This is a genomic window from Streptomyces sp. LE64 (genome assembly GCF_052606915.1).
This window is the reverse complement of record NZ_CP199708.1, coordinates 2,036,540-2,057,107: the sequence shown is the minus strand read 5'-3', so window position 1 is coordinate 2,057,107 and position 20,568 is coordinate 2,036,540. Positions and strand designations below refer to the sequence as shown.

At 71.5% G+C, this 20,568-nt stretch carries 15 protein-coding genes and 1 other RNA gene; 15 read left to right on the top strand and 1 reads right to left on the bottom strand.

What is annotated here, in order from left to right; all coding sequences use genetic code 11:
• Nucleotides 1-59: 59 nt before the first annotated feature.
• From ssrA to ACSMX9_RS09115, 9 genes are all read left to right on the top strand, one after another.
• Nucleotides 60-429, top strand: a transfer-messenger RNA (tmRNA) gene (gene ssrA, locus ACSMX9_RS09155).
• Between the two features lie 453 nt (nt 430-882).
• Complete coding sequence (locus ACSMX9_RS09150) at nt 883-1,551, top strand: hypothetical protein (RefSeq protein WP_445401484.1); 669 nt, start codon at nt 883-885, stop codon at nt 1,549-1,551.
• Nucleotides 1,551-3,734, top strand: coding sequence for a glycosyltransferase (locus tag ACSMX9_RS09145; protein WP_445401482.1), 2,184 nt, complete (start codon nt 1,551-1,553; stop codon nt 3,732-3,734). Before ACSMX9_RS09150 ends, ACSMX9_RS09145 begins: the two co-directional genes overlap by 1 nt.
• Complete coding sequence (locus tag ACSMX9_RS09140) at nt 3,731-5,008, top strand: acyltransferase family protein (RefSeq protein ID WP_445401480.1); 1,278 nt, start codon at nt 3,731-3,733, stop codon at nt 5,006-5,008. The genes ACSMX9_RS09145 and ACSMX9_RS09140 overlap by 4 nt, the downstream gene beginning before the upstream one ends.
• A 314-nt stretch (nt 5,009-5,322) precedes the next feature.
• Nucleotides 5,323-5,901: a sigma-70 family RNA polymerase sigma factor gene (locus tag ACSMX9_RS09135; protein ID WP_351249171.1), complete on the top strand. Its 579-nt coding sequence runs from the start codon at nt 5,323-5,325 to the stop codon at nt 5,899-5,901.
• Nucleotides 5,898-6,707 carry an anti-sigma factor family protein gene (locus ACSMX9_RS09130; protein WP_445401478.1) on the top strand — a complete coding sequence of 270 codons (810 nt, stop codon included), beginning with the start codon at nt 5,898-5,900 and terminating at the stop codon, nt 6,705-6,707. The genes ACSMX9_RS09135 and ACSMX9_RS09130 overlap by 4 nt, the downstream gene beginning before the upstream one ends.
• A gap of 237 nt (nt 6,708-6,944) precedes the next feature.
• Nucleotides 6,945-9,281 carry a HelD family protein gene (locus ACSMX9_RS09125; RefSeq protein WP_445402939.1) on the top strand — a complete coding sequence of 779 codons (2,337 nt, stop codon included), beginning with the start codon at nt 6,945-6,947 and terminating at the stop codon, nt 9,279-9,281.
• Between the two features lie 442 nt (nt 9,282-9,723).
• Nucleotides 9,724-11,133 carry an NAD-dependent malic enzyme gene (locus tag ACSMX9_RS09120; RefSeq protein WP_445401476.1) on the top strand — a complete coding sequence of 470 codons (1,410 nt, stop codon included), beginning with the start codon at nt 9,724-9,726 and terminating at the stop codon, nt 11,131-11,133.
• A gap of 454 nt (nt 11,134-11,587) precedes the next feature.
• Complete coding sequence (locus ACSMX9_RS09115) at nt 11,588-11,869, top strand: HU family DNA-binding protein (RefSeq protein ID WP_016645140.1); 282 nt, start codon at nt 11,588-11,590, stop codon at nt 11,867-11,869.
• Nucleotides 11,870-12,114: 245 nt separating this feature from the next.
• Here the strand turns inward: ACSMX9_RS09115 and murA are convergent, their stop codons facing one another.
• The gene (murA, locus tag ACSMX9_RS09110; RefSeq protein WP_351249179.1) at nt 12,115-13,464 is read right to left on the bottom strand and encodes a UDP-N-acetylglucosamine 1-carboxyvinyltransferase; all 1,350 of its coding nucleotides are present in this window, start codon (nt 13,462-13,464) and stop codon (nt 12,115-12,117) included.
• Nucleotides 13,465-13,677: 213 nt separating this feature from the next.
• Here murA and ACSMX9_RS09105 point away from each other — a divergent pair, with 213 nt between their 5' ends.
• The 6 genes from ACSMX9_RS09105 to ACSMX9_RS09080 all read left to right on the top strand — a co-directional run bounded on the left by ACSMX9_RS09105 (nt 13,678) and on the right by ACSMX9_RS09080 (nt 20,302).
• Complete coding sequence (locus ACSMX9_RS09105; RefSeq protein ID WP_445401474.1) at nt 13,678-14,250, top strand: YqgE/AlgH family protein; 573 nt, start codon at nt 13,678-13,680, stop codon at nt 14,248-14,250.
• Nucleotides 14,251-14,385: 135 nt separating this feature from the next.
• Nucleotides 14,386-14,679, top strand: a complete 294-nt coding sequence (locus tag ACSMX9_RS09100; RefSeq protein WP_351249183.1) for a DUF3039 domain-containing protein — start codon at nt 14,386-14,388, stop codon at nt 14,677-14,679.
• A gap of 476 nt (nt 14,680-15,155) precedes the next feature.
• Nucleotides 15,156-16,493, top strand: coding sequence for an extracellular solute-binding protein (locus ACSMX9_RS09095; RefSeq protein ID WP_445401472.1), 1,338 nt, complete (start codon nt 15,156-15,158; stop codon nt 16,491-16,493).
• A gap of 17 nt (nt 16,494-16,510) precedes the next feature.
• Nucleotides 16,511-17,473 (top strand): carbohydrate ABC transporter permease, encoded by a 963-nt coding sequence (locus tag ACSMX9_RS09090; RefSeq protein ID WP_445401470.1) that lies wholly within the window; start codon nt 16,511-16,513, stop codon nt 17,471-17,473.
• A gap of 170 nt (nt 17,474-17,643) precedes the next feature.
• Nucleotides 17,644-18,468 carry a carbohydrate ABC transporter permease gene (locus ACSMX9_RS09085; RefSeq protein WP_351249189.1) on the top strand — a complete coding sequence of 275 codons (825 nt, stop codon included), beginning with the start codon at nt 17,644-17,646 and terminating at the stop codon, nt 18,466-18,468.
• 124 nt (nt 18,469-18,592) lie between these two features.
• The gene (locus tag ACSMX9_RS09080; protein ID WP_445401468.1) at nt 18,593-20,302 is read left to right on the top strand and encodes a beta-N-acetylhexosaminidase; all 1,710 of its coding nucleotides are present in this window, start codon (nt 18,593-18,595) and stop codon (nt 20,300-20,302) included.
• Nucleotides 20,303-20,568: the final 266 nt, after the last annotated feature.

Genomic DNA, 20,568 nt, shown 5'->3' with positions numbered 1-20,568 from the left:
TACCATGGGGACCACACCCCAGCGCGAGAGCGACGGGGTGGACCTTGAAAAATGCACAGGGGGATGATCGGTTTCGACAGCGGCTGTCGAAGCAGGGGAAGCGTGTCGAGGAAGCGGCAATGATCTCGTAAACCACGTGTCGCAACCAATAATCGCCGAAACCAAGCGCGATTCCTTCGCCCTCGCTGCCTAAGTAGCGACTCGCGAAGTGTCAGTCCGGGGATGTTCCCGACCCGGGTCCTGGCATCAGCTAGGGAACTAAACTCCTAGGCCCGGTCACGGGGTCGAGGAGGAAATCTCACAGTGACTGAGCCCGTCGGAGACTTGTCCGCGTGATCTCCGGGGCCGAGAAAAACGTAGCGGACTGCACACGGAGAAGCCCTGATTCCGCACCGTTGGACGCGGGTTCGATTCCCGCCATCTCCACATCCCCGAAAAGCCCCTGACCTGCGAGTCCATCGCCGGGTCAGGGGCTTTTCGCTGTTCCGCGGCGGTTCCCCGGCGCCGGGCGGCCCCGGTGCGCAACGACGCCCGGACGGCGCCCGACGGCCCGAGCCGCGCGACCCCGCAGTGCGCCCCGGACCACCCGCCGCCCCCGTGCACCTCCAGGGGGATCGATTTCCGGACACTCCCGACACCGCTGCACCCTGTCCACGTACTGGCGGGTATCCGCCGGCCTGGCCGAAGTGCGCTACATTCGACGCCTGAGCACATGGTGGTAGTGGGGGCGCTCGGACCAGGTGGGGGCCTGGGAAAGCGGCGCATGCTCGGCGCCGCCGGCGCGCTCACATCGTTCGTGGGGGGATGCGCGCGCGCATGGAGAATTGGCGAGAAGACGCCCAACCTGGGCAGACACACGACCCGCATGAGGTCACCGTCCAGATGGCCGGTATCGGCCAGCAGTTCGGCGAACTGAAGGTCGGGGCCGAGGGGCCCGCGGCCGACGGTCCCGTGTTCGTGGACGAGACGGGCCGGCGCAGCCGGTTGTACCGGCGGATAGGCATGGCCGTCGTCGTGGGCTGCGCGGTCTACGCGTGCGTCATCGTGGCGACGGTCGTCTCCGGCAACTCCAGCGCCCCCTGGCTGCCCATGACCGACAGCCAGGCCGAGCCCGCCGGGAAGGTCGACGTCTCCCCGCGTCCCGCGGACCCCGCCTCCCCCACGGCCTCCCCCTCCAGCGGGGCCAGCACCGCCCCCGCGCAGAGCGCCGTCACGGACCCCGTGCCCGCCGCCGACACCCGCCCGGCCACCGGCCGCACCCGGGAGCCCGCCGCCGGCACGGGCGGCGCCGCCGCCCCCGAGGCCACCGCCGAGGCGCCCGCCCCGCAGCCCACCGGCAGCACCGGCCCGATCACCCGCCCCGACCCCGGGCCCAGCCGCAGCGCCGGCACGGGCGGCGTCGACGAAGGCCCCGGCGCCAGCGAGGGGCCCGACCCGGGGACCTCCCCGTCGGCCCCGGTCGAACAGCCCTCCGCCACCCCGTCCGGCGAGGCGGAGCAGCCGCCCGGCGACGGCACCCAGCCCCTAGGGTCAGCGGAGGACGCTCCGTAATGACGTCCCGCAAGCGCGGTCGTCGGGCCAAGGCCCGGCGCCGCAGACTTCCCCTGCGCTACCTGATGCCCGTGCTGGTGCTCGCCGCGCTGATGGCGATGCTGATGCTCCGCGGCTACGTGCACAGCGAGATCCTCGCCGACCACCGCATCGCCCCCTCGACGTACAACGACCAGGTGCCCGAAGCGATCCGCAAGGGCAATCCGGTGATCGACGTGCGCGGCGGCAAGATCAACACGGTCGGGGTGCCGGACGACCGGGTCGTGCTCACCTTCGACGACGGGCCCGACCCCGAGTGGACGCCGAAGGTGCTCGACGTGCTGAAGAAGCACGACGCGCGCGGCGTGTTCTTCGTGACCGGCACCATGACCTCCCGCCACCCCGAGCTGGTCAAGCGGATGGTCGACGAGGGCCACGAGATCGGGCTGCACACCTTCAACCACCCGGACCTGGCGCTCCAGTCCACCGGGCGCATCGACTGGGAGCTGTCGCAGAACCAGCTGGCGCTGGCCGGCGCGGCGAACGTCCGCACCTCGCTGTTCCGCCCCCCGTACTCGTCCTTCGCGCACGCCTTCGACAACCGCAACTGGCCGGTCACCGAGTACATCGGCGGCCACGGGTACCTCACCGTCGTCAACAACACCGACAGCCAGGACTGGAAGCGGCCCGGCGTCGACGAGATCATCCGCCGGTCGATGCCGGAGCCCGGCAAGGGCGCCATCGTGCTGATGCACGACTCCGGCGGCGACCGCTCGCAGACCGTCGCGGCGCTCGACCGGATGCTGCCGGACCTCAAGGCCAAGGGCTACGAGTTCACCAACCTGACCCAGGCCCTCGACATGCCGAGCGCGCACACCCCGGTCAGCGGTCTCGACCTGTGGAAGGGCAAGGCGTGGATCCTGCTGGTCCAGGCCGCCGGGCACCTCACCACCGTGCTCGCCGCCGGACTCGCGGTGATCGGGTTCCTGGTGATCACCCGCTTCGGACTGATGCTGGTGCTGTCCTTCCTGCACGCCCGCAAGGTCCGCCGCCGCGGCTTCCGCTGGGGCCCGCCGATCACCGAGCCGGTCTCGGTGCTGGTGCCCGCGTACAACGAGGCCAAGTGCATCGAGAACACCGTCCGGTCGCTGATGGACAGCGACCATCCCGTCGAGGTCCTGGTGATCGACGACGGGTCCACGGACGGCACCGCCCGCATCGTGGAGGACCTGCGGCTGCCGGGCGTGCGCGTGGTGCGCCAGCTCAACGCGGGCAAGCCCGCCGCCCTCAACCGCGGCATCGCCAACGCCCGCCACGACCTCATCGTGATGATGGACGGCGACACCGTCTTCGAACCGTCCACCGTCCGCGAACTCGTCCAGCCCTTCGGCGACCCGAAGGTCGGCGCGGTCGCCGGGAACGCCAAGGTCGGCAACCGGGACTCCCTCATCGGGGCCTGGCAGCACATCGAGTACGTGATGGGCTTCAACCTCGACCGCCGCATGTACGACCTGCTGCGCTGCATGCCCACCATCCCCGGTGCGGTCGGCGCCTTCCGCCGCTCCGCCCTCCAGCGGGTGGGCGGCATGAGCGAGGACACCCTCGCCGAGGACACCGACATCACCATGGCCATGCACCGCGACGGCTGGCGCGTGGTCTACGCGGAGAACGCCCGCGCCTGGACCGAGGCCCCCGAGTCGGTGCAGCAACTGTGGTCCCAGCGCTACCGCTGGTCCTACGGCACCATGCAGGCCATCTGGAAGCACCGCCGCGCCCTGGTGGAGCGCGGCCCCTCCGGTCGCTTCGGCCGGGTCGGGCTGCCGCTGGTCTCGCTGTTCATGGTGCTCGGACCGCTGCTGGCCCCGCTGATCGACGTGTTCCTGCTGTACGGGCTGGTGTTCGGGCCCACCGGCAAGACCGTCGTCGCCTGGCTGGGCGTCCTCGCCATCCAACTCGCCTGCGCGGCCTACGCCTTCCGGCTCGACCGGGAGAAGATGGTCCACCTGATCTCGCTGCCGCTGCAACAGATCCTCTACCGGCAGCTGATGTACGTGGTGCTGCTCCAGTCCTGGATCACCGCCCTGACCGGCGGCCGACTCCGCTGGCAGAAGCTGCGCCGCACCGGTGTCGTCGGCTCCGCCCCCGGCGGCGCACCCCGGCCGGTCGACCCGGCCGCGCCCGCCGACCGGAGGCCGGTGGCATGACGCACCCCCCGCAGGGCCCCGCCACCGGCGCCCCCGACTGGGTGGCCCGGGGCTGGGACACCCACCGCGCGGAACCCGCCGCCCCGCCCGCGACCGTCCCGGCGCCCGAACCGGCGCCGGCGCCGACCGGGCGCGCCCCGGGCCGGGACCGCTACCTGGACCTGCTGCGCACCCTCGCCCTGGTCCGGGTGGTCGTCTACCACATCTACGGCTGGGCCTGGCTGACCATCGTCTTCCCGTCCATGGGCGTGATGTTCGCGCTCGCCGGCGCCCTGATGGCCCGCTCCCTGAAGCGGCCCGCCTGGGGAGTCATCAAGAGCCGCGTCCGTCGTCTGCTGCCCCCGCTGTGGCTGTTCGGCGCGGTGCTGGTGCCGCTGATGTTCCTCGCCGGCTGGGACCCGGGCGACGACCCCAACCAGAGCGGCAACTGGGGCTGGATCAAGCTCCTGAACTACGTGCTGCCGGTCGGCTCGCCGATCTACCCGCTCAGCGTCGGCCACGAGGGCGGACTGCTGGACCCGGAGTGGGCCATGTACGCCGCCGGGCCCCTGTGGTACCTGCGGACGTACCTGTGGCTGGTGGTCGCCTCGCCGCTGTTGCTGTGGGCCTTCCGGCGGGCTCCCTGGCCCACGATGCTCGTCTGCCTGGGGTCGGCCGGGGTGTTCGGCACCGACCTGGTCGAGATCCCGGGGTCGACCGGCTACGCCATCCAGGGCTTCGCCGTCTACGCGGGCTGTTGGCTGCTCGGCTTCGCCCACGAGGAGGGCGTCCTGGGGCGGCTGCCGCGCTACGTCACGGTGTCGCTGGCCGCGTTCGTCATGGCCTTCGGACTCTGGTGGGCCGCGGGCCACCAGACGGAGTTCGGCATGGACCTCAACGAGATCCCGCTCGCCCAGGCGACCTGGTCGTTCGGCGCGGTGGCGATCCTGCTGGTCTACGCGCCCTCCTGGCAGCGGCTGCCCGGCCGGCTGGCCCGCTGGGACAAGCTCGTCACCCTGTTCAACAACCGGGCGGTGACGATCTACCTCTGGCACAACGGCCTGATCGTCGCCACCATCCCGATGATCTCCCAGCTCTACGACCTCCCGTTCATGACGGAGGGCTCGATGCGGGTGCTCACGGCCACCTTCCAACTGTGGATGCTGGTCCTGGTCTGGCCGCTGATCGGGCTGGCGATCCTGGCCACCGGCTGGGTGGAGGACCTGGCCGCCCGCCGCCGGCCCCGGTTCTGGCCCACCACCGCGGCGCCCCGGGCGGGCCGCCGCCGGCGCTGAACCCGCCCCCGTCCCGAAACCCCGCACCCCCTCAGGGCGGTGCGGGGTTTTCGGCTGGAAATCGCCCTCTGTACCCGGGGGTGACCTTCGGTCCGACTGGCACCGGCATAACCGGACTTGCCCCGGTCGCTTCTTCACGGTAGGTGATCCGGCGGCGTCGTTCTGCTATAAGTCCCGTGCTTTCAGGCCCATTTGACGACCCATTTGAACGGCTCCCGCGCCCCACCCGTATCCCGGGATGCAATCGAGCGGTCAGGTTCCAGCTCGGTCGAGTTGAACCGGGCTCGGCCGAATCGGGGACACCGGAGGTAGGCGTGCGCAAAGATTCAGCCGTGGCCGATGAACGCCCGCCGAGGGCTCGACATCGTAGGGAACAGCTCCCGTCCGAGCCGGACGAGGAGCTGATGCGCGCGCTGTACCAGGAGCACGCGGGCCCTCTGCTCGCCTATGTCCTGCGGCTGGTCGCGGGGGACCGGCAGCGCGCGGAGGACGTCGTTCAGGAGACGCTCATCCGCGCCTGGAAGAACGCCGGCCAACTCGGGAGCGCAACCGGTTCGGTGCGCCCCTGGCTGGTGACCGTGGCCCGACGTATCGTGATAGATGGCCACCGCAGCCGACAGGCACGGCCGCAGGAGGTCGAGCCGTCGCCCCTGGAGGTCATCCCCGCGGAGGACGAGATCGACAAGGCGCTGTGGCTGATGACGCTTTCGGACGCGCTCGACGACCTGACCCCCGCACACCGGGAGGTCCTCGTCGAGACCTACTTCAGGGGACGGACGGTCAATGAAGCGGCCCGCACGCTCGGCATACCCAGCGGAACCGTGCGTTCACGGGTGTTCTACGCCCTGCGCTCGATGAAGCTGGCACTGGAGGAGCGGGGGGTGACGGCATGACGTCGAACGAAGCACACCACACACATCAGGCGGACAGCGTCCACGAGACCGTGGGCGCCTACGCCTTGGGGATCCTGGACGAACACGAGGCGACCGCCTTCGAGGGCCATCTGGCCGGCTGCGAGTGGTGCGCCGGGCAACTCGACGAACTCGCCGGCATGGAATCCGTGCTGGCCGCGCTCGCCGACCTGCCCGGCACCCCCGGCAGACGCCCCGGCGACCCGGCCACCGCGGGACTTCCACCCGCGAGGCCCGACCCGCGCACCCTCGACCGGCTCGCGGACGAGGTCGCCGCCCGCCGCGCCGGCGGTAGACGCCGCGGGCTCTACCTGGCCGCCGCCGCGGCCGTCCTGATCGTCGGGGGCCCGCTCGCCGCCGTCGTGGTCACCGGGGGCGGCGAGGCGCAGCCGTCCGCGGCCGGCAAGCGCGCCCATCCGACGAGCCCCGCCGAGGACGCCTTCTTCCACGACATGGAGGAGAAGCTCACGGCGACCGACCCCACCACCGGGATCACCGCCACCGTGGGCACCGAGCGCAAGGCGTGGGGCACCCACACCGTGCTGGAGCTCAAGAACGTCGAAGGCCCCGAGAAGTGCAGCCTGATCGCCGTCGGCAAGAACGGCGAACGCGAGACGGTGACGACCTGGGCGGTGCCCCCCTGGGGCTACGGACTCCCCGGTGCCGTGCGGAAGGAGGCGCGCAAGCCGCTCTACGTGCACGGCGGCGCCGCGCTGACCCGCTCCGACATCAGTCACTTCGAGGTCCGGACCCTGGACGGAAGGGAACTGGTGAAGGTGAAGGCGTAGGCGACGCCCACCCCGCCGGCCGGGTTCCCTCACCCGGCCGCCCCCCGCGCAGGGCCACCCCCCACAGGCCCGCCCCGCGCACGTCAGCCCGGCACCCCCGTCGACCGCACGGGGCGCGACCGGGCCCTTGTGTTTCCCGGGGCCGTCCGGCCGGCGGGCCGGGGCCGTTCGGGCGGGCCGGTCCACCGGGCCGGCCGGCGCGTGGCGCGGGTGGCCCGCGTGGCGTACGGTAGACGGCTGCCATGCACGTCAGAAGGGGGCCCGGTGGCCGCTCAGCACGCCGCTCTCGACTCGGTCCGTGAACACGAGATCGGTGTCGAACAGGATCATCTCGACCAGGTCTACCGCCGGCTGGAGGAGAAGATCCAGGACGCCGAGTTCCTGATGCGGGACGCGGCCCGGCTCAGCCAGGTCGGCACGCCCGGCGCGCTCGCCGAGCGCGACGCCCAGGTCTTCCGTGCCGGCGTCCACCTCAACCGCCTCAACAGCGAGTTCGAGGACTTCCTCTTCGGCCGGATCGACCTGCTGGAGGGCAAGGACGGCGAGAAGGGCCCGGACGGGGCCCACACCTCCGTCGACCCCGCGGACGGCGCCATCGGCACCGACCCCGCGGACCCCGCCCGGCAGGTCGCCGACATCGCGGAGACCCTGCACATCGGCCGCATCGGCGTCCTCGACACCGACTACACCCCGCTGGTCATCGACTGGCGGGCGCCCGCCGCCGCCCCGTTCTACCGCTCCACGCCGGTGGAGCCCGGCCGGGTCGTCCGCCGCCGGGTGATCCGCTCCAAGGGCCGCAAGGTGCTCGGCGTCGAGGACGACCTGATGCGCCCCGCGCTCACCGCGTACCTCGACGGCCGGGAACTCCCGGTGATCGGCGACGGCGCCCTGATGGCGGCGCTGGGCCGGGCCCGCGGCCACACCATGCGGGACATCGTCGCCTCCATCCAGGCCGAGCAGGACCTCGTCATCCGGGCCCCCGCCGCCTCGGTCACCCTGGTGGAGGGCGGCCCCGGCACCGGCAAGACCGCCGTGGCCCTGCACCGCGCCGCGTACCTGCTCTACCAGGACCGCCGCCGCTACTCCGGCGGCATCCTGATCATCTCGCCCACCCCGCTGCTGGTCTCCTACACCGAGGGCGTGCTGCCCTCCCTCGGGGAAGAGGGACAGGTCGCCATCCGGGCGCTCGGCTCCCTGGTCGACGGGGCCGAGGCCACCGTGTACGACACCCCCGCCACCGCCCGGGCCAAGGGCTCGTCCCGGATGGTCAAGCTCCTGCGCAAGGCCGCCCGCGGCGCCCTGGAACTGCGCCCCGAGGGCGCCCCGGCCCCCGACCGGCTGCGCGTGGTCGCCCACGGCCGCCGCCTCGAACTCGACGCCGACCGGCTGGCCCGCATCCGGGACGCCGCCCTCGGCGGCACCGCCCCGGTCAACCTGCTGCGCCCGCGCGTCAGGAGGCTGTTGCTGGACGCGCTCTGGGCGCAGTCCGGCTCCGCCTCCCGTCACACCGACCCCGAACTCGCCGCCGAACTGCGGTCCTCCTTCGACGAGGACGTCACCTCCGAGGACTCCTTCACCTCCTTCCTCGACGCCTGGTGGCCCGAACTGACCCCGCGTCAGGTGCTGGCCGCGATGGGCGACGAGCGACGGCTCGGCCGCTGGGCCCGCCGGATCCTCAACCCCGGCGAGGTCCGCCGGGTGGCCCGCTCCCTCCAGCGCGAGGCGCTCTCCGTCCACGACGTGGCCCTGCTCGACGAGCTCCACACGGTCCTCGGCGCCCCGGCCCGCCCCCGGCAGCGCCGCGAGGTGGACCCGCTCGACCAGCTCACCGGCCTGGAGGAGCTGATGCCGGTCCGCGAGGAGAGCCGCCGCGAACGCGCCGAGCGCCTCGCCGCCGAACGCGTCGAGTACGCGCACGTCATCGTCGACGAGGCCCAGGACCTCACCCCCATGCAGTGGCGCATGGTGGGCCGCCGCGGCCGGCACGCCACCTGGACCGTGGTCGGCGACCCCGCCCAGTCCTCCTGGTCGGACGTGGACGAGGCGACCGGGGCCCGGGACGAGGCGCTCGGCAACCGGCCCCGGCGCCGCTTCACCCTCACCGTCAACTACCGCAACCCGGCCGAGATCGCCGCCCTCGCCGCCAGGGTGCTGGCGCTGGCGATGCCCGGCGCGACCTCCCCGTCCGCGGTCCGCTCCACCGGACTGGAGCCCCGGTTCGCCACCGTCGACGACCGGGGCCAGGGCCGGACCGTGCGCGCCGAGGCCGAGCGGCTGCTCGACCTGGTGGACGGCACCGTCGGGGTCGTCGTCGCCATGAACCGGCGCGCCGAGGCCGCCCGCTGGCTGGCCGGGCTCGGCGACCGGGTCGTCGCCCTCGGCAGCCTGGAGGCCAAGGGCCTGGAGTACGACGCCACCGTCGTGGTCTCCCCGGCGGAGATCGCCGACGAGTCGCCCGCCGGGCTGCGCGTGCTGTACGTGGCGCTGACCCGGGCGACCCAGCAGCTCACCGTGGTCTCCGGCCCGCGCGACGAGCCCGATGCGGACGGGGTCCCCGACCTGCTGCGCGACTGACGGCCCCCGGCGGGTGACCCGGCACCGGCCGTTCGGCCGGATGCCGGACGGACCCGGGCGACGGGAATTGCCGTGCGGGGATCGTTTGTTACCGTGGACGTGACACCGGCCCGATCCAAGCCCCCGGGCCCAACCTTCGTCGCTTCGAGCGACCACTTGCCGCGAGGCGAGCATGGCGGGTCGGTGTCATTCAAGTCACCCAGCGGCCCGCGTCCTTGTGACGTGGGCCTCTTCGTGTCGGCCGCACTTTCCGTATGCTGGAACGAGCCTTCCGTAAACAATGGTCCGGCTTCGTGAACAAAAGCTTCGCAATACGGGGCGGCTCACATCTACCCGACGGTAGGTGCGACCATCGGAAGGCGCTGTCCGGCCCCGCCGGACGGCGTGCACGTGTACACGACGACGTGCACGCGAGACCAGAGTGAAGAAGAGGAAGTCGGCCATGGCAACGGCGCCCAGCGTCTCCTACTCGATGACGGTTCGCCTTGAGGTGCCCGCCAGCGGAACCGCGGTATCGCAGCTCACCACCGCCGTCGAGTCCTCCGGAGGCTCCGTCACCGGCCTCGACGTCACCGCGTCCGGCCACGAGAAGCTGCGCATCGACGTCACCATCGCCGCGACCTCCACCGCGCACGCCGAGGAGATCGTCGGCAAGCTGCGCACCATCGAGGGCGTCGTCCTCGGCAAGGTCTCGGACCGGACCTTCCTGATGCACCTCGGCGGCAAGATCGAGATGCAGTCCAAGCACCCCATCCGCAACCGCGACGACCTCTCCATGGTCTACACGCCGGGCGTGGCACGGGTCTGCATGGCCATCGCCGAGAACCCCGAGGACGCCCGTCGCCTCACCATCAAGCGCAACTCGGTCGCCGTGGTCACCGACGGCTCCGCCGTCCTCGGCCTCGGCAACATCGGCCCCAAGGCCGCGCTGCCCGTGATGGAGGGCAAGGCCGCCCTCTTCAAGCGCTTCGCCGGCATCGACGCCTGGCCGCTCTGCCTGGACACCCAGGACACCGACGCGATCGTCGAGATCGTCAAGGCCATCGCCCCCGGCTTCGCGGGCATCAACCTGGAGGACATCTCCGCCCCCCGCTGCTTCGAGATCGAGGCCCGGCTGCGCGAGGCCCTCGACATCCCCGTCTTCCACGACGACCAGCACGGCACCGCCATCGTCGTCCTCGCCTCCCTCACCAACGCGCTGCGCGTGGTCGGCAAGGCCGTCGGCGACGTGCGCGTGGTGATGTCCGGAGCCGGCGCCGCCGGCACCGCGATCCTCAAGCTGCTGCTCGCCGCCGGGGTCAAGAACGCGGTGGTCGCCGACATCCACGGGGTGGTGCACGCGGGCCGCGAGGACCTGGTCTCCGCGGACTCCGACTCGCCGCTGCGCTGGATCGCCGACAACACCAACCCCGAGGGCCTCACCGGCACCCTCAAGGAGGCCGTGCGCGGCGCCGACGTCTTCATCGGCGTCTCCGCCCCCAACGTCCTCGACGGCACCGACGTCGCCGCGATGGCCGAGGGCGCGATCGTCTTCGCCCTCGCCAACCCGGACCCCGAGGTGGACCCGGCGGTCGCCCGCCAGACCGCCGCGGTGGTGGCCACCGGCCGCTCCGACTTCCCCAACCAGATCAACAACGTGCTGGTCTTCCCGGGCGTCTTCCGCGGCCTGCTCGACGCGCAGTCGCACACCGTCAACACGGACATGATGCTGGCCGCCGCGAGCGCCCTCGCCGACGTCGTCACCGAGGACGAGCTGAACCCCAACTACATCATCCCCAGCGTCTTCAACGACAAGGTCGCCGGCGCGGTGGCCGGGGCGGTGCGCACCGTGGCGAAGGCCGCGACGCGCTGACCCCGACGGGGGCCGCCCCCGCCCCCGCTCGCCCCGTGGGCGCGGTGCGCCGCTCGCGCGGCTCCCCGCGCCCCGAGCCGTTGCCTCCGGGCGGCGCGTCGCCGTGCTCCCGCCGCGCCCCCGCGCATACGCTGGGGCCCTCACAGGGGGCCGATCGGGAGCCGTCGGGGAGAGGGGACCGGGCCGACAGGCCGGGCACCACCCCGGGGCACCGGCCCCCGCCCCTGCGCTCCGCTTTCGGGACCGAACGGAGCGTCACCGTTTCGTACCGGTGGCGCTTTTCGTGTGACTCCCAAGGGTGCCGGATTGGCGTTCCCGCTGCTGGTGGGGGCAGGATGCCTGTCTGGGCGCGAGGGTCTGGCGACGGACCCGGGTCAGGGGCCCGACCACGGTCCCTGGCAGCATCGGCTTCGATCTCACGCCTCAACGGCAAGATGAACACGGGAGTACAAACATGAACCGCAGTGAGCTGGTGGCCGCGCTGGCCGACCGCGCCGAGGTGACCCGCAAGGACGCCGACGCCGTGCTGGCCGCGTTCGCCGAGACGGTCGGCGAGATCGTCGCCAAGGGCGACGAGAAGGTCACCATCCCCGGCTTCCTGACCTTCGAGCGCACCCACCGTGCCGCTCGCACCGCTCGCAACCCCCAGACCGGCGAGCCGATCAACATCCCCGCCGGTTACAGCGTGAAGGTGTCCGCCGGGTCCAAGCTGAAGGAAGCCGCAAAGGGCAAGTAAGGCGTCTCGCTCCCCGCGCCGACGAGGGCGCGGGACTCAGGCGAGAGGGGCGGCACCCGGGCCAGGGTGCCGCCCCGTCGCGTTTCCCGGGCCGGTTCGGTCACCCGACCGGGTCGGGTGACCCGGTGGAGGCCCGGGAACGGCCCTGGCGGCCTCGATCGCGGACCGGGCGGTGGCCCGGGGCGTTCGAGACCGCCAGGGCCTCCCGTGCGACCACAGGGCCCGTCCGGACCCGTGGCTGCTGCTCAGCCGCCGAGGGCGGCGGCCTTCCCGGGCAGCTCCACCTTGGCGCCGAGGGCCTGGAGCTTGTCCATGAAGTTCTCGTAGCCCCGGTTGATCAGTTCGATGCCGTGCACCCGGGAGGTGCCCTGCGCGGCGAGCGCCGCGATCAGGTACGAGAAGCCGCCGCGCAGGTCCGGGATGACCAGGTCGGCGCCCTGGAGCCGGGTCGGCCCGGACACCACCGCGGAGTGCAGGAAGTTGCGCTGGCCGAAGCGGCAGTCCGAGCCGCCCAGGCACTCCCCGTAGAGCTGGATGTGGGCGCCCATCTGGTTCAGCGCGGAGGTGAAGCCGAGCCGCGACTCGTAGACGGTCTCGTGGATGATCGACAGCCCGGTGGCCTGGGTCAGGGCGACCACCAGCGGCTGCTGCCAGTCGGTCTGGAAGCCGGGGTGCACGTCGGTCTCCAGCGCGATGGCGTTGAGGGTGCCGCCGGGGTGCCAGAAGCGGATGCCCTCGTCGTCGATCTCGAAGGCGCCGCCGACCTTGCGGTAGGTGTTGAGGAAGGTCATCATCGAGCGCTGCTGGGCGCCGCGGACGTAGATGTTGCCCTCGGTGGCCAGGGCGGCGGACGCCCAGGAGGCGGCCTCCAGCCGGTCGGGGAGCGCGGCGTGGGTGTAACCGCCGAGCTTGTCCACACCGGTGATGCGGATGGTGCGGTCGGTGTCCATCGCGATGATGGCGCCCATCTTCTGGAGCACGCAGATCAGGTCTTCGATCTCCGGCTCCACCGCGGCGTTGGACAGCTCGGTGACGCCCTCGGCGAGCACCGCCGTCAGCAGCACCTGTTCGGTCGTGCCGACCGAGGGGTAGGGCAGCCGGATCTTGGTGCCGCGCAGCCGCTGCGGGGCCTCCAGGTACTGGCCGTCGTCGCGCTTCTCGATGCGCGCGCCGAACTGCCGCAGCACGTCGAAGTGGAAGTCGATGGGCCGGCCGCCGATGTCGCAGCCGCCGAGGCCGGGGATGAAGGCGTGACCCAACCGGTGCAGCAGCGGGCCGCAGAACAGGATGGGGATGCGGGAGGAGCCGGCGTGCGCGTCGATGTCGGCGACGTTCGCGCTCTCGACGTGCGTGGGGTCGAGCACCAGCTCGCCGGGTTCCTCTCCGGGGCGCACCGTCACGCCGTGGAGTTGGAGCAGTCCGCGGACGACCCTGACATCACGGATGTCCGGAACGTTGCGCAGTCTGCTCGGTCCGCTGCCGAGCAGCGCGGCGACCATGGCCTTGGGCACGAGGTTCTTCGCGCCGCGGACACGGATCTCGCCCTCCAGCGGGGTTCCGCCGTGGACAAGCAGGACATCGTCGGTGACGGTCATGTATCTCGCGTTCCGAGTGAGACGGGCAGGGGCCGAAGAGCTAGCGTAATGGCCCTAACCCCCCCTTCTGTAAGCCCGTGGCGGCCAGGACCCGGTCAGGACTTGGCCACAACACGAACCGCCGTCGCGCGGCCACGGGCGGTGACGTGCCGGAGGGGTGCGGAGGTGGGGGTCGGCGCCCGCGGACGGGGAGGATGGGGAATCATGTGGTGCATGACCGAGGTGTCCTCCCTCACGGGGCGGCTGCTCGTGGCGGCGCCCGCCCTGACCGATCCGAACTTCGACCGCGCGGTGGTCCTGCTCATCGACCACGACGAGGAGGGTTCCCTCGGCGTGGTCCTCAACCGTCCGACGTCGGTGGGCGTCGGCGAGGTCCTGGAGGGGTGGGGCGAACTCACCGGCCAGCTCGACGTGGTGTTCCAGGGCGGTCCGGTCTCCCTGGACTCGGCCCTGGCCCTGGCGGTCATCCCGGGCGGTTCCGCGGACGACCGGACCCCGCTCGGCTGGCGCCGGGTGCACGGGGCGATCGGCCTGGTGGACCTGGAGACCCCGCCCGAGCTGGTGGCCGCCGCACTGGGTTCGCTGCGGATCTTCGCGGGGTACGCGGGGTGGGGCCCGGGACAGCTGGAGGACGAGCTGGGCGAGGGCGTCTGGTACGTCGTGGAGTCGGAGCCGGGGGACGTGTCCGCGCCGGACCCCGAGCGGTTGTGGCGCGCGGTGCTGCGGCGCCAGCGCGGCGAACTGGCGATGGTGGCGACCTATCCGGACGATCCGTCCCTGAACTGAGTCCGGTGCGGTCCGGAGCCCGGCGGCGCACCGCCGCGGGGTGCGTTCCGGTGCGTTCCGCCCGTCCGCGGGGCGGGGTCCGGGCCCGGTGCCGGTGGGACCGGACGCCGTGGGGTTTCAGTACCCTTGGCAACCATGAGCACTCTTGAGCCCGAGCGCGGGACGGGTACCGGGACCCTCGTCGAACCGACGCCGCAGACTTCGCACGGTGACGGTGATCACGAGCGCTACGCCCACTACGTCCAGAAGAACAAGATCATGGCGAGCGCGCTCGACGGCACCCCGGTCGTCGCGCTCTGCGGCAAGGTGTGGGTGCCGGGTCGCGACCCGAAGAAGTACCCGGTGTGCCCCATGTGCAAGGAGATCTACGAGTCCATGGGCCCCGGCGGCAACGACAAGAACGGCAAGGACGGCAAGGGCAAGAAGTAGTCGTCCCGTTTCCCCGCTCCGTACGTCCCCGCCGGGACGGTGCGGGGCGGCCGTACGGCAGTGCCTTTCCGTGGCGGAGCCCCTTCGGCTCCGCCACCTCGCGTTTGCGGCCGGTGGGGCGTTCCGGCCGTCGTCCGGCGCCGGGGCGGGCGGTGTCGGGTGTGACGGCGCCGAAGTCGGGTAGGGGGGAGTGCGGCGCCCGGTGTGAGTGCACCACCGGCCCCGTGAGTCCCCCCCGGTGACACGCGTCGTGTCCGGTTGGGGGAGAGAGCTGCCCCAATGGTCCAGACCTGTCGTGGTGCAAACCATGGCATTCCGCCCACTTCGTTGCGCGCTCTGCTCTCGCTGGTCACGGACTGGTTGAGACCCTCCGCTGAACCCTTGATGAACCCCGGGAACCCCCCTAGCCTCCGTGGTGTTGTGCACCGCGAAACACTCGTTGCGCCTTCTGCAACGTGAACTCGGAGGACCGCTCGATGAAGCTCCCGCAGAAGTTCATGAACCGGGCGACCGCCGCCCCGCGTCGACGGTCCGCCGCCCTCGCCGCCCTGACCGTCGCCGCGCTGACCGCCACCGCCTGCGCCCCGCAGAGCTCGGACGCCTCCTCCGACAAGGACGAGAAGAGCGGCACCCTGCGCGTCTGGCTCTTCCAGGAGGTGAACAACAAGCCCAAGGAGGACGTCGTCAACAGCGCCGTCGCGTCCTTCAAGAAGGCCAACGAGGGTGCCGACGTCAAGGTGGAGTACATCCCCGTCGAGACCCGCGCGGAGAAGATCAAGGCCGCCTTCAACGACCCGAAGAGCGCCCCCGACGTCATCGAGTACGGCAACACCGACACCGCGGGCTATGTGAAGGACGGCGGCCTCGCCGACATCACCAAGGAGTTCGGCGACTGGGCCGACGGCAAGGACACCGACCCCACCGCCCGCGAGTCGGTCACCGTCGACGGCAAGGTCTACGGAGCCCCCTACTTCGTCGGCGTCCGCGCCCTGTACTACCGCACGGACGTCTTCAAGGAGCTGAAGCTCGACGTCCCCAAGACGCAGGCCGAGCTGATCGCCACCGCCAAGAAGATCCGCAAGGCCAAGCCCGAGCTGTACGGCCTCGCGGTCGGCGGCGCCTACACCTACGGCGCCATGCCCTTCCTGTGGTCCAACGGCGGCGAGATAGCCACCAAGTCCGGCGAGAAGTACACCTCCGCCCTCAACAGCGCCGAGTCCCGCAAGGGCATCAAGGCGTACACCTCCCTCTTCGGCGACGACAACTGCCCGGCCGCCAAGTGCGCCGGCATGGGCGGCAACGACACCGTCACCGCCTTCGCCTCCGGCAAGGCCGGCATGGCGATCGGAGGCGACTTCAGCCGCGCCGCGGTCGAGGCCGGCAAGGCCAACGGCAAGTTCGCGGTGGTCCCGCTGCCCGGCGTCAAGGAGGGCGAGATCGCCCCGGCCTTCGCCGGCGGCAACAACATCGGCGTCCTCAAGAGCACCGAGCGCCGCACCCTCGCGGTCGACCTGGTCAAGGAGCTCGCGGGCAAGAAGCCCCAGGGCGAACTCTTCGAGGCGATGGGCTTCCTGCCCACCTTCACCGACGTCCGCCAGCAGGTCGCGGAGGAGGAGCCCTTCATCAAGCCGTTCATCGACACCCTGGCCGCGGGCGCCAAGTTCGTGCCCGCCTCGCCCGCCTGGGGGCAGATCGACGCCTCCCTGGTGCTGCCGACGATGTTCCAGGAGGTCGCCAGCGGCCGCAAGGACGTCGAAGCCGCCTCCGCGGACGCGGCGAAGAAGATGGACGACGCCTTCACCAACGCGGGCTGAACCGAGAGTCCTGACCCATGACGCACGACATCACCGTGGACAAGCCCCCGGTGGCGGTGCGCGGACCCGGGCGCCGACCGAAGAGGTCCGGCGCCCGGGGCCCCGGCCGCTCCGGTTGGACCCCGTGGCTGTACCTCGCACCCGCCCTGGTGGTCCTCGCCGGGCTGCTCGTCTACCCGATCTACCAACTGGGCCTGATCTCCTTCCTGGAGTACACCCAGGCCCAGGTCAGCGGCGGCGAACCGACCACCTTCAAGGGCTTCGACAACTACCTCACGCTCTTCCGCGACGAGCAGTTCTGGCAGGTCCTGCTGGCCACCGTGGTGTTCGCCACGGTCTGCGTGGTCTCCACGCTCGCCGTCGGCTGCGCGCTGGCCGTCCTGCTCACCCGCATCCGCGCCGTGCCTCGGCTGGTCCTGATGATGGCCGCGCTCGGCGCCTGGGCGACCCCCGCGGTCACCGGCTCGACGGTGTGGGTGTTCCTGTTCGACCCCGACTTCGGGCCCGTCAACAAGCTGTTCGGGCTCGGCGACTACTCGTGGACCTACGGCCGCTACAGCGCCTTCGCCCTGGTGCTGTTCGAGGTCGTCTGGTGCTCGTTCCCCTTCGTGATGGTCACCGTCTACGCGGGCATCCGCGCGGTGCCCGCGGAGGTCCTGGAGGCGGCCTCGCTGGACGGCGCCTCCCAGTGGCGGATCTGGCGGTCGATCCTCGCGCCGATGCTGCGACCCATCCTGGTGGTCGTCACCATCCAGTCCATCATCTGGGACTTCAAGGTGTTCACCCAGATCTACGTGATGACCAACGGCGGCGGCATCGCCGGCCAGAACATGGTCCTCAACGTGTACGCGTACCAAAAGGCGTTCGCGTCCTCCCAGTACAGCCTCGGGTCCGCCATCGGCGTGGTCATGCTGGTGATCCTGCTGGTGGTCACGCTCGTCTATCTGCGGCTGCTGCGGCGCCAGGGGGAGGAACTGTGACCGGCACGGCGGTGGGTGGCGGCGGCCACCCGGACGCAGCGCGCGACGGCGGCCCCGGCACCCTCCCGGACGCCCCCGCCAAGGACCGCACGGACGGTTCCCCAAACCCGCAGGAGTCGACGGCGTCCGGCGGCGGCCGACCGCGACCCCGGTCCGGTGGCCGCCGGCTCATCCAGCGGCCCTGGCGACTGGCCGCCGAACTGACCGCCCTGGTGGTGGCCGTGGTGGTCGCCTTCCCGCTGTACTGGATGGTGCTGTCGGCGTTCAAGCCGGCCGGGGAGATCGAGTCGACCGAACCCCGGCCCTGGACGTTCAACCCCTCGTTGGATTCCTTCGAGCGGCTCTTCGGGCAGCAGGAATTCGGTCGCTACTTCCTCAACAGCCTCATCGTGGCGGTGTCCGTCGTCCTGGTGTCCGCGATCATCGCGTTCCTCGCCGCGACCGCCGTCACCCGATTCCGCTTCAAGTTCCGCACCACCCTGCTCATCATGTTCCTCATCGCGCAGATGGTTCCGGTCGAAGGATTGGCCATCCCGCTGTTCTTCCTCATGCGGGACCTCGGCCAACTCAACACCCTGGGCGCACTGATCCTGCCGCACATCGCCTTCTCGCTGCCCTTCGCGATCTGGATGCTCAGGGGCTTCGTGAAGGCCGTCCCGGAGGCCTTGGAGGAGGCCGCGGCCCTGGACGGCGCGAGCCGCAGCCGGTTCCTCTGGCAGATCCTCTTCCCGCTGGTGTTCCCGGGACTGGTCGCGACGAGCGTCTTCTCGTTCATTTCCGCGTGGAACGACTTCCTCTTCGCCAAGTCCTTCATCATCAGCGACACCTCGCAATCCACGTTGCCCATGGCCCTGCTCGTCTTCTTCAAACCGGACGAGAACGACTGGGGCGGCATCATGGCGGCGTCTACCGTGATGACCATTCCGGTACTGATCTTCTTCGTGCTCGTCCAGCGCAGACTGGTGTCCGGGCTCGGAGGAGCGGTCAAGGACTGACCACTGCCCACCCCCACCCGAATGACCATCGAAGGAACCCGGAAAGGACCGACGCCGCCGTGACCGGCGGACGGACGACCGACGAACGCACGCACACACCACCGATTCGGAAACGGAAGACGTCATGACGGGTGAAGCCGCGACGAACAGGTCAGCAGAAGGCGACGATCCCACCGCGGAGGGGGCCCTGGTCCCCGCCCCGCGGCGACTGGTCCGCACCGGCGACGGCCGCCCGGCGCTGCACACCGGCACCCTGCTGGAGACCGGCCCGGGCACCGAACCGACCGCCCGCTGGCTCCGCGCCCACCTGGGCGCCGCCACCGGACTGCCGTTCGGCGAGGCCCCGGCCGGCACCCCGGCCCCCGAGGACGACCCCGGGCGGATCGACCGCCTGGCCCTGGTCGTCGACCCCGAACTCCCCGCCGAGGGCTACCGGCTGACGGTCGCCGCGCCCACCACCCGCATCGAGGGCGGCAGTCCCGCCGGGGTGTTCTGGGGCGCCCAGACCCTGCGTCAACTCCTCGGCGCCGACGCCCACCGCCGCGCCCCGATCGACCCGGCGCGGCAGTGGACGCTGCCGCAGGTCACCGTGGAGGACGCGCCGCGCTTCGGGTGGCGGGGCATGATGATGGACGTGTCCCGCCACTTCACGCCCAAGGAGGGCGTGCTGCGGTACCTGGACCTGCTCGCCGCCCACAAGCTGAACGTCTTCCACTTCCACCTCACCGACGACCAGGGCTGGCGCATCGAGATCAAGCGCTACCCCAAGCTGACCGAGGCCGGCGCCTGGCGCTCCCGCACCAAGTGGGGCCACCGGGCCTCGCCGCTCTGGGACGACAAGCCGCACGGCGGCTACTACACCCAGGACGACATCCGCGAGATCGTCGCCTACGCCGCCGCCCGGCACATCCGGATCGTCCCGGAGATCGACGTCCCCGGCCACTCGCAGGCCGCCATCACCGCCTACCCCGAACTCGGCAACGCCGACGTCGTGGACACCGCGGCCATGACGGTCTGGGACACCTGGGGGGTCAGCCCCAACGTCCTCGCCCCCACCGACCACACCCTGCGCTTCTACGAGGGCGTGCTGGAGGAGGTGCTGGCGCTCTTCCCGGCCGAGACCTCGCCCTTCGTCCACATCGGCGGGGACGAGTGCCCCAAGGACCAGTGGCGGCAGTCGCCGGCCGCGCAGGCCCGCATCCGGGAACTCGGGCTCAAGGACGAGGACGAACTCCAGTCCTGGTTCATCCGCCACTTCGACGCCTGGATCGCCGAGCGCGGCCGTCGGCTCATCGGCTGGGACGAGATCCTGGAGGGCGGTCTGGCACCCGGCGCCGCGGTTTCCTCCTGGCGCGGCTACGGCGGCGGCATCACCGCGGCCCGCGCCGGACACGACGTCGTCATGTGCCCGGAACAGCAGGTCTACCTCGACCACCGGCAGCACGACGGCCCCGACGAGCCGGTGCCGATCGGTTTCGTCCGCACCCTGGAGGACGTGTACCGCTTCGAGCCGGTACCGCCGGAGTTGACCCCGGAGGAGGCCCGGCACGTCCTCGGCACCCAGGCCAACGTGTGGGCCGAGGTGATGGAGAACTCCTCGCGCATGGACTACCAGGTCTTCCCCCGGCTGGCCGCCTTCGCCGAGGTCGCCTGGAGCACCCTGCCCGCCTCCGCCGACCGGGACTTCGCCGGCTTCGAGGACCGGATGACGGAGCACTACCGGCGCCTGGACGCCCTCGGCGTCCAGTACCGGCCGCCGACCGGCCCGTTGCCCTGGCAGCAGCGGCCCGGTCTGCTGGGCCGCCCGATCGACGGCCCGCCGCCGAACGTGTGAGTGCGCCGGGGCGTCCGCCCCGGCAGCCGTCCGCCCCCGGCGGGCGCGGGACTTCCGCGCCCGCCGGGGGCGCGCCCGTGCCCGCGCACGGATGACGGCAGCATGTCCGGAATGTATCGGCCGCTCCCGAGATGTTTCCGCGAGGGGCGCGTGCTCCGGCGTGCGCCCGGCGGACGGGGCGCACGGCTGCCACCAAAAGAGTGGCAATGCGCGTGCACCGTCGAACGGGGTGGAAACCGGGCCATTCCCCCGGAGTTCGGAAGAAA

Excerpts from the sequence above, each read along its gene's own strand:
- ACSMX9_RS09130 (WP_445401478.1), top strand. The coding sequence starts at position 5,898 with ATGACGTCGAACGAAGCACACCACACACATCAGGCGGACAGCGTCCAC.
- ACSMX9_RS09095 (WP_445401472.1), top strand. The coding sequence starts at position 15,156 with ATGAAGCTCCCGCAGAAGTTCATGAACCGGGCGACCGCCGCCCCGCGT.
- ACSMX9_RS09145 (WP_445401482.1), top strand. The coding sequence starts at position 1,551 with ATGACGTCCCGCAAGCGCGGTCGTCGGGCCAAGGCCCGGCGCCGCAGA.
- ACSMX9_RS09115 (WP_016645140.1), top strand. The coding sequence starts at position 11,588 with ATGAACCGCAGTGAGCTGGTGGCCGCGCTGGCCGACCGCGCCGAGGTG.
- ACSMX9_RS09105 (WP_445401474.1), top strand. The coding sequence starts at position 13,678 with ATGACCGAGGTGTCCTCCCTCACGGGGCGGCTGCTCGTGGCGGCGCCC.
- ACSMX9_RS09120 (WP_445401476.1), top strand. The coding sequence starts at position 9,724 with ATGGCAACGGCGCCCAGCGTCTCCTACTCGATGACGGTTCGCCTTGAG.
- ACSMX9_RS09140 (WP_445401480.1), top strand. The coding sequence starts at position 3,731 with ATGACGCACCCCCCGCAGGGCCCCGCCACCGGCGCCCCCGACTGGGTG.
- ACSMX9_RS09080 (WP_445401468.1), top strand. The coding sequence starts at position 18,593 with ATGACGGGTGAAGCCGCGACGAACAGGTCAGCAGAAGGCGACGATCCC.
- ACSMX9_RS09100 (WP_351249183.1), top strand. The coding sequence starts at position 14,386 with ATGAGCACTCTTGAGCCCGAGCGCGGGACGGGTACCGGGACCCTCGTC.
- ACSMX9_RS09150 (WP_445401484.1), top strand. The coding sequence starts at position 883 with ATGGCCGGTATCGGCCAGCAGTTCGGCGAACTGAAGGTCGGGGCCGAG.
- ACSMX9_RS09090 (WP_445401470.1), top strand. The coding sequence starts at position 16,511 with ATGACGCACGACATCACCGTGGACAAGCCCCCGGTGGCGGTGCGCGGA.
- murA (WP_351249179.1), bottom strand. The coding sequence starts at position 13,464 with ATGACCGTCACCGACGATGTCCTGCTTGTCCACGGCGGAACCCCGCTG.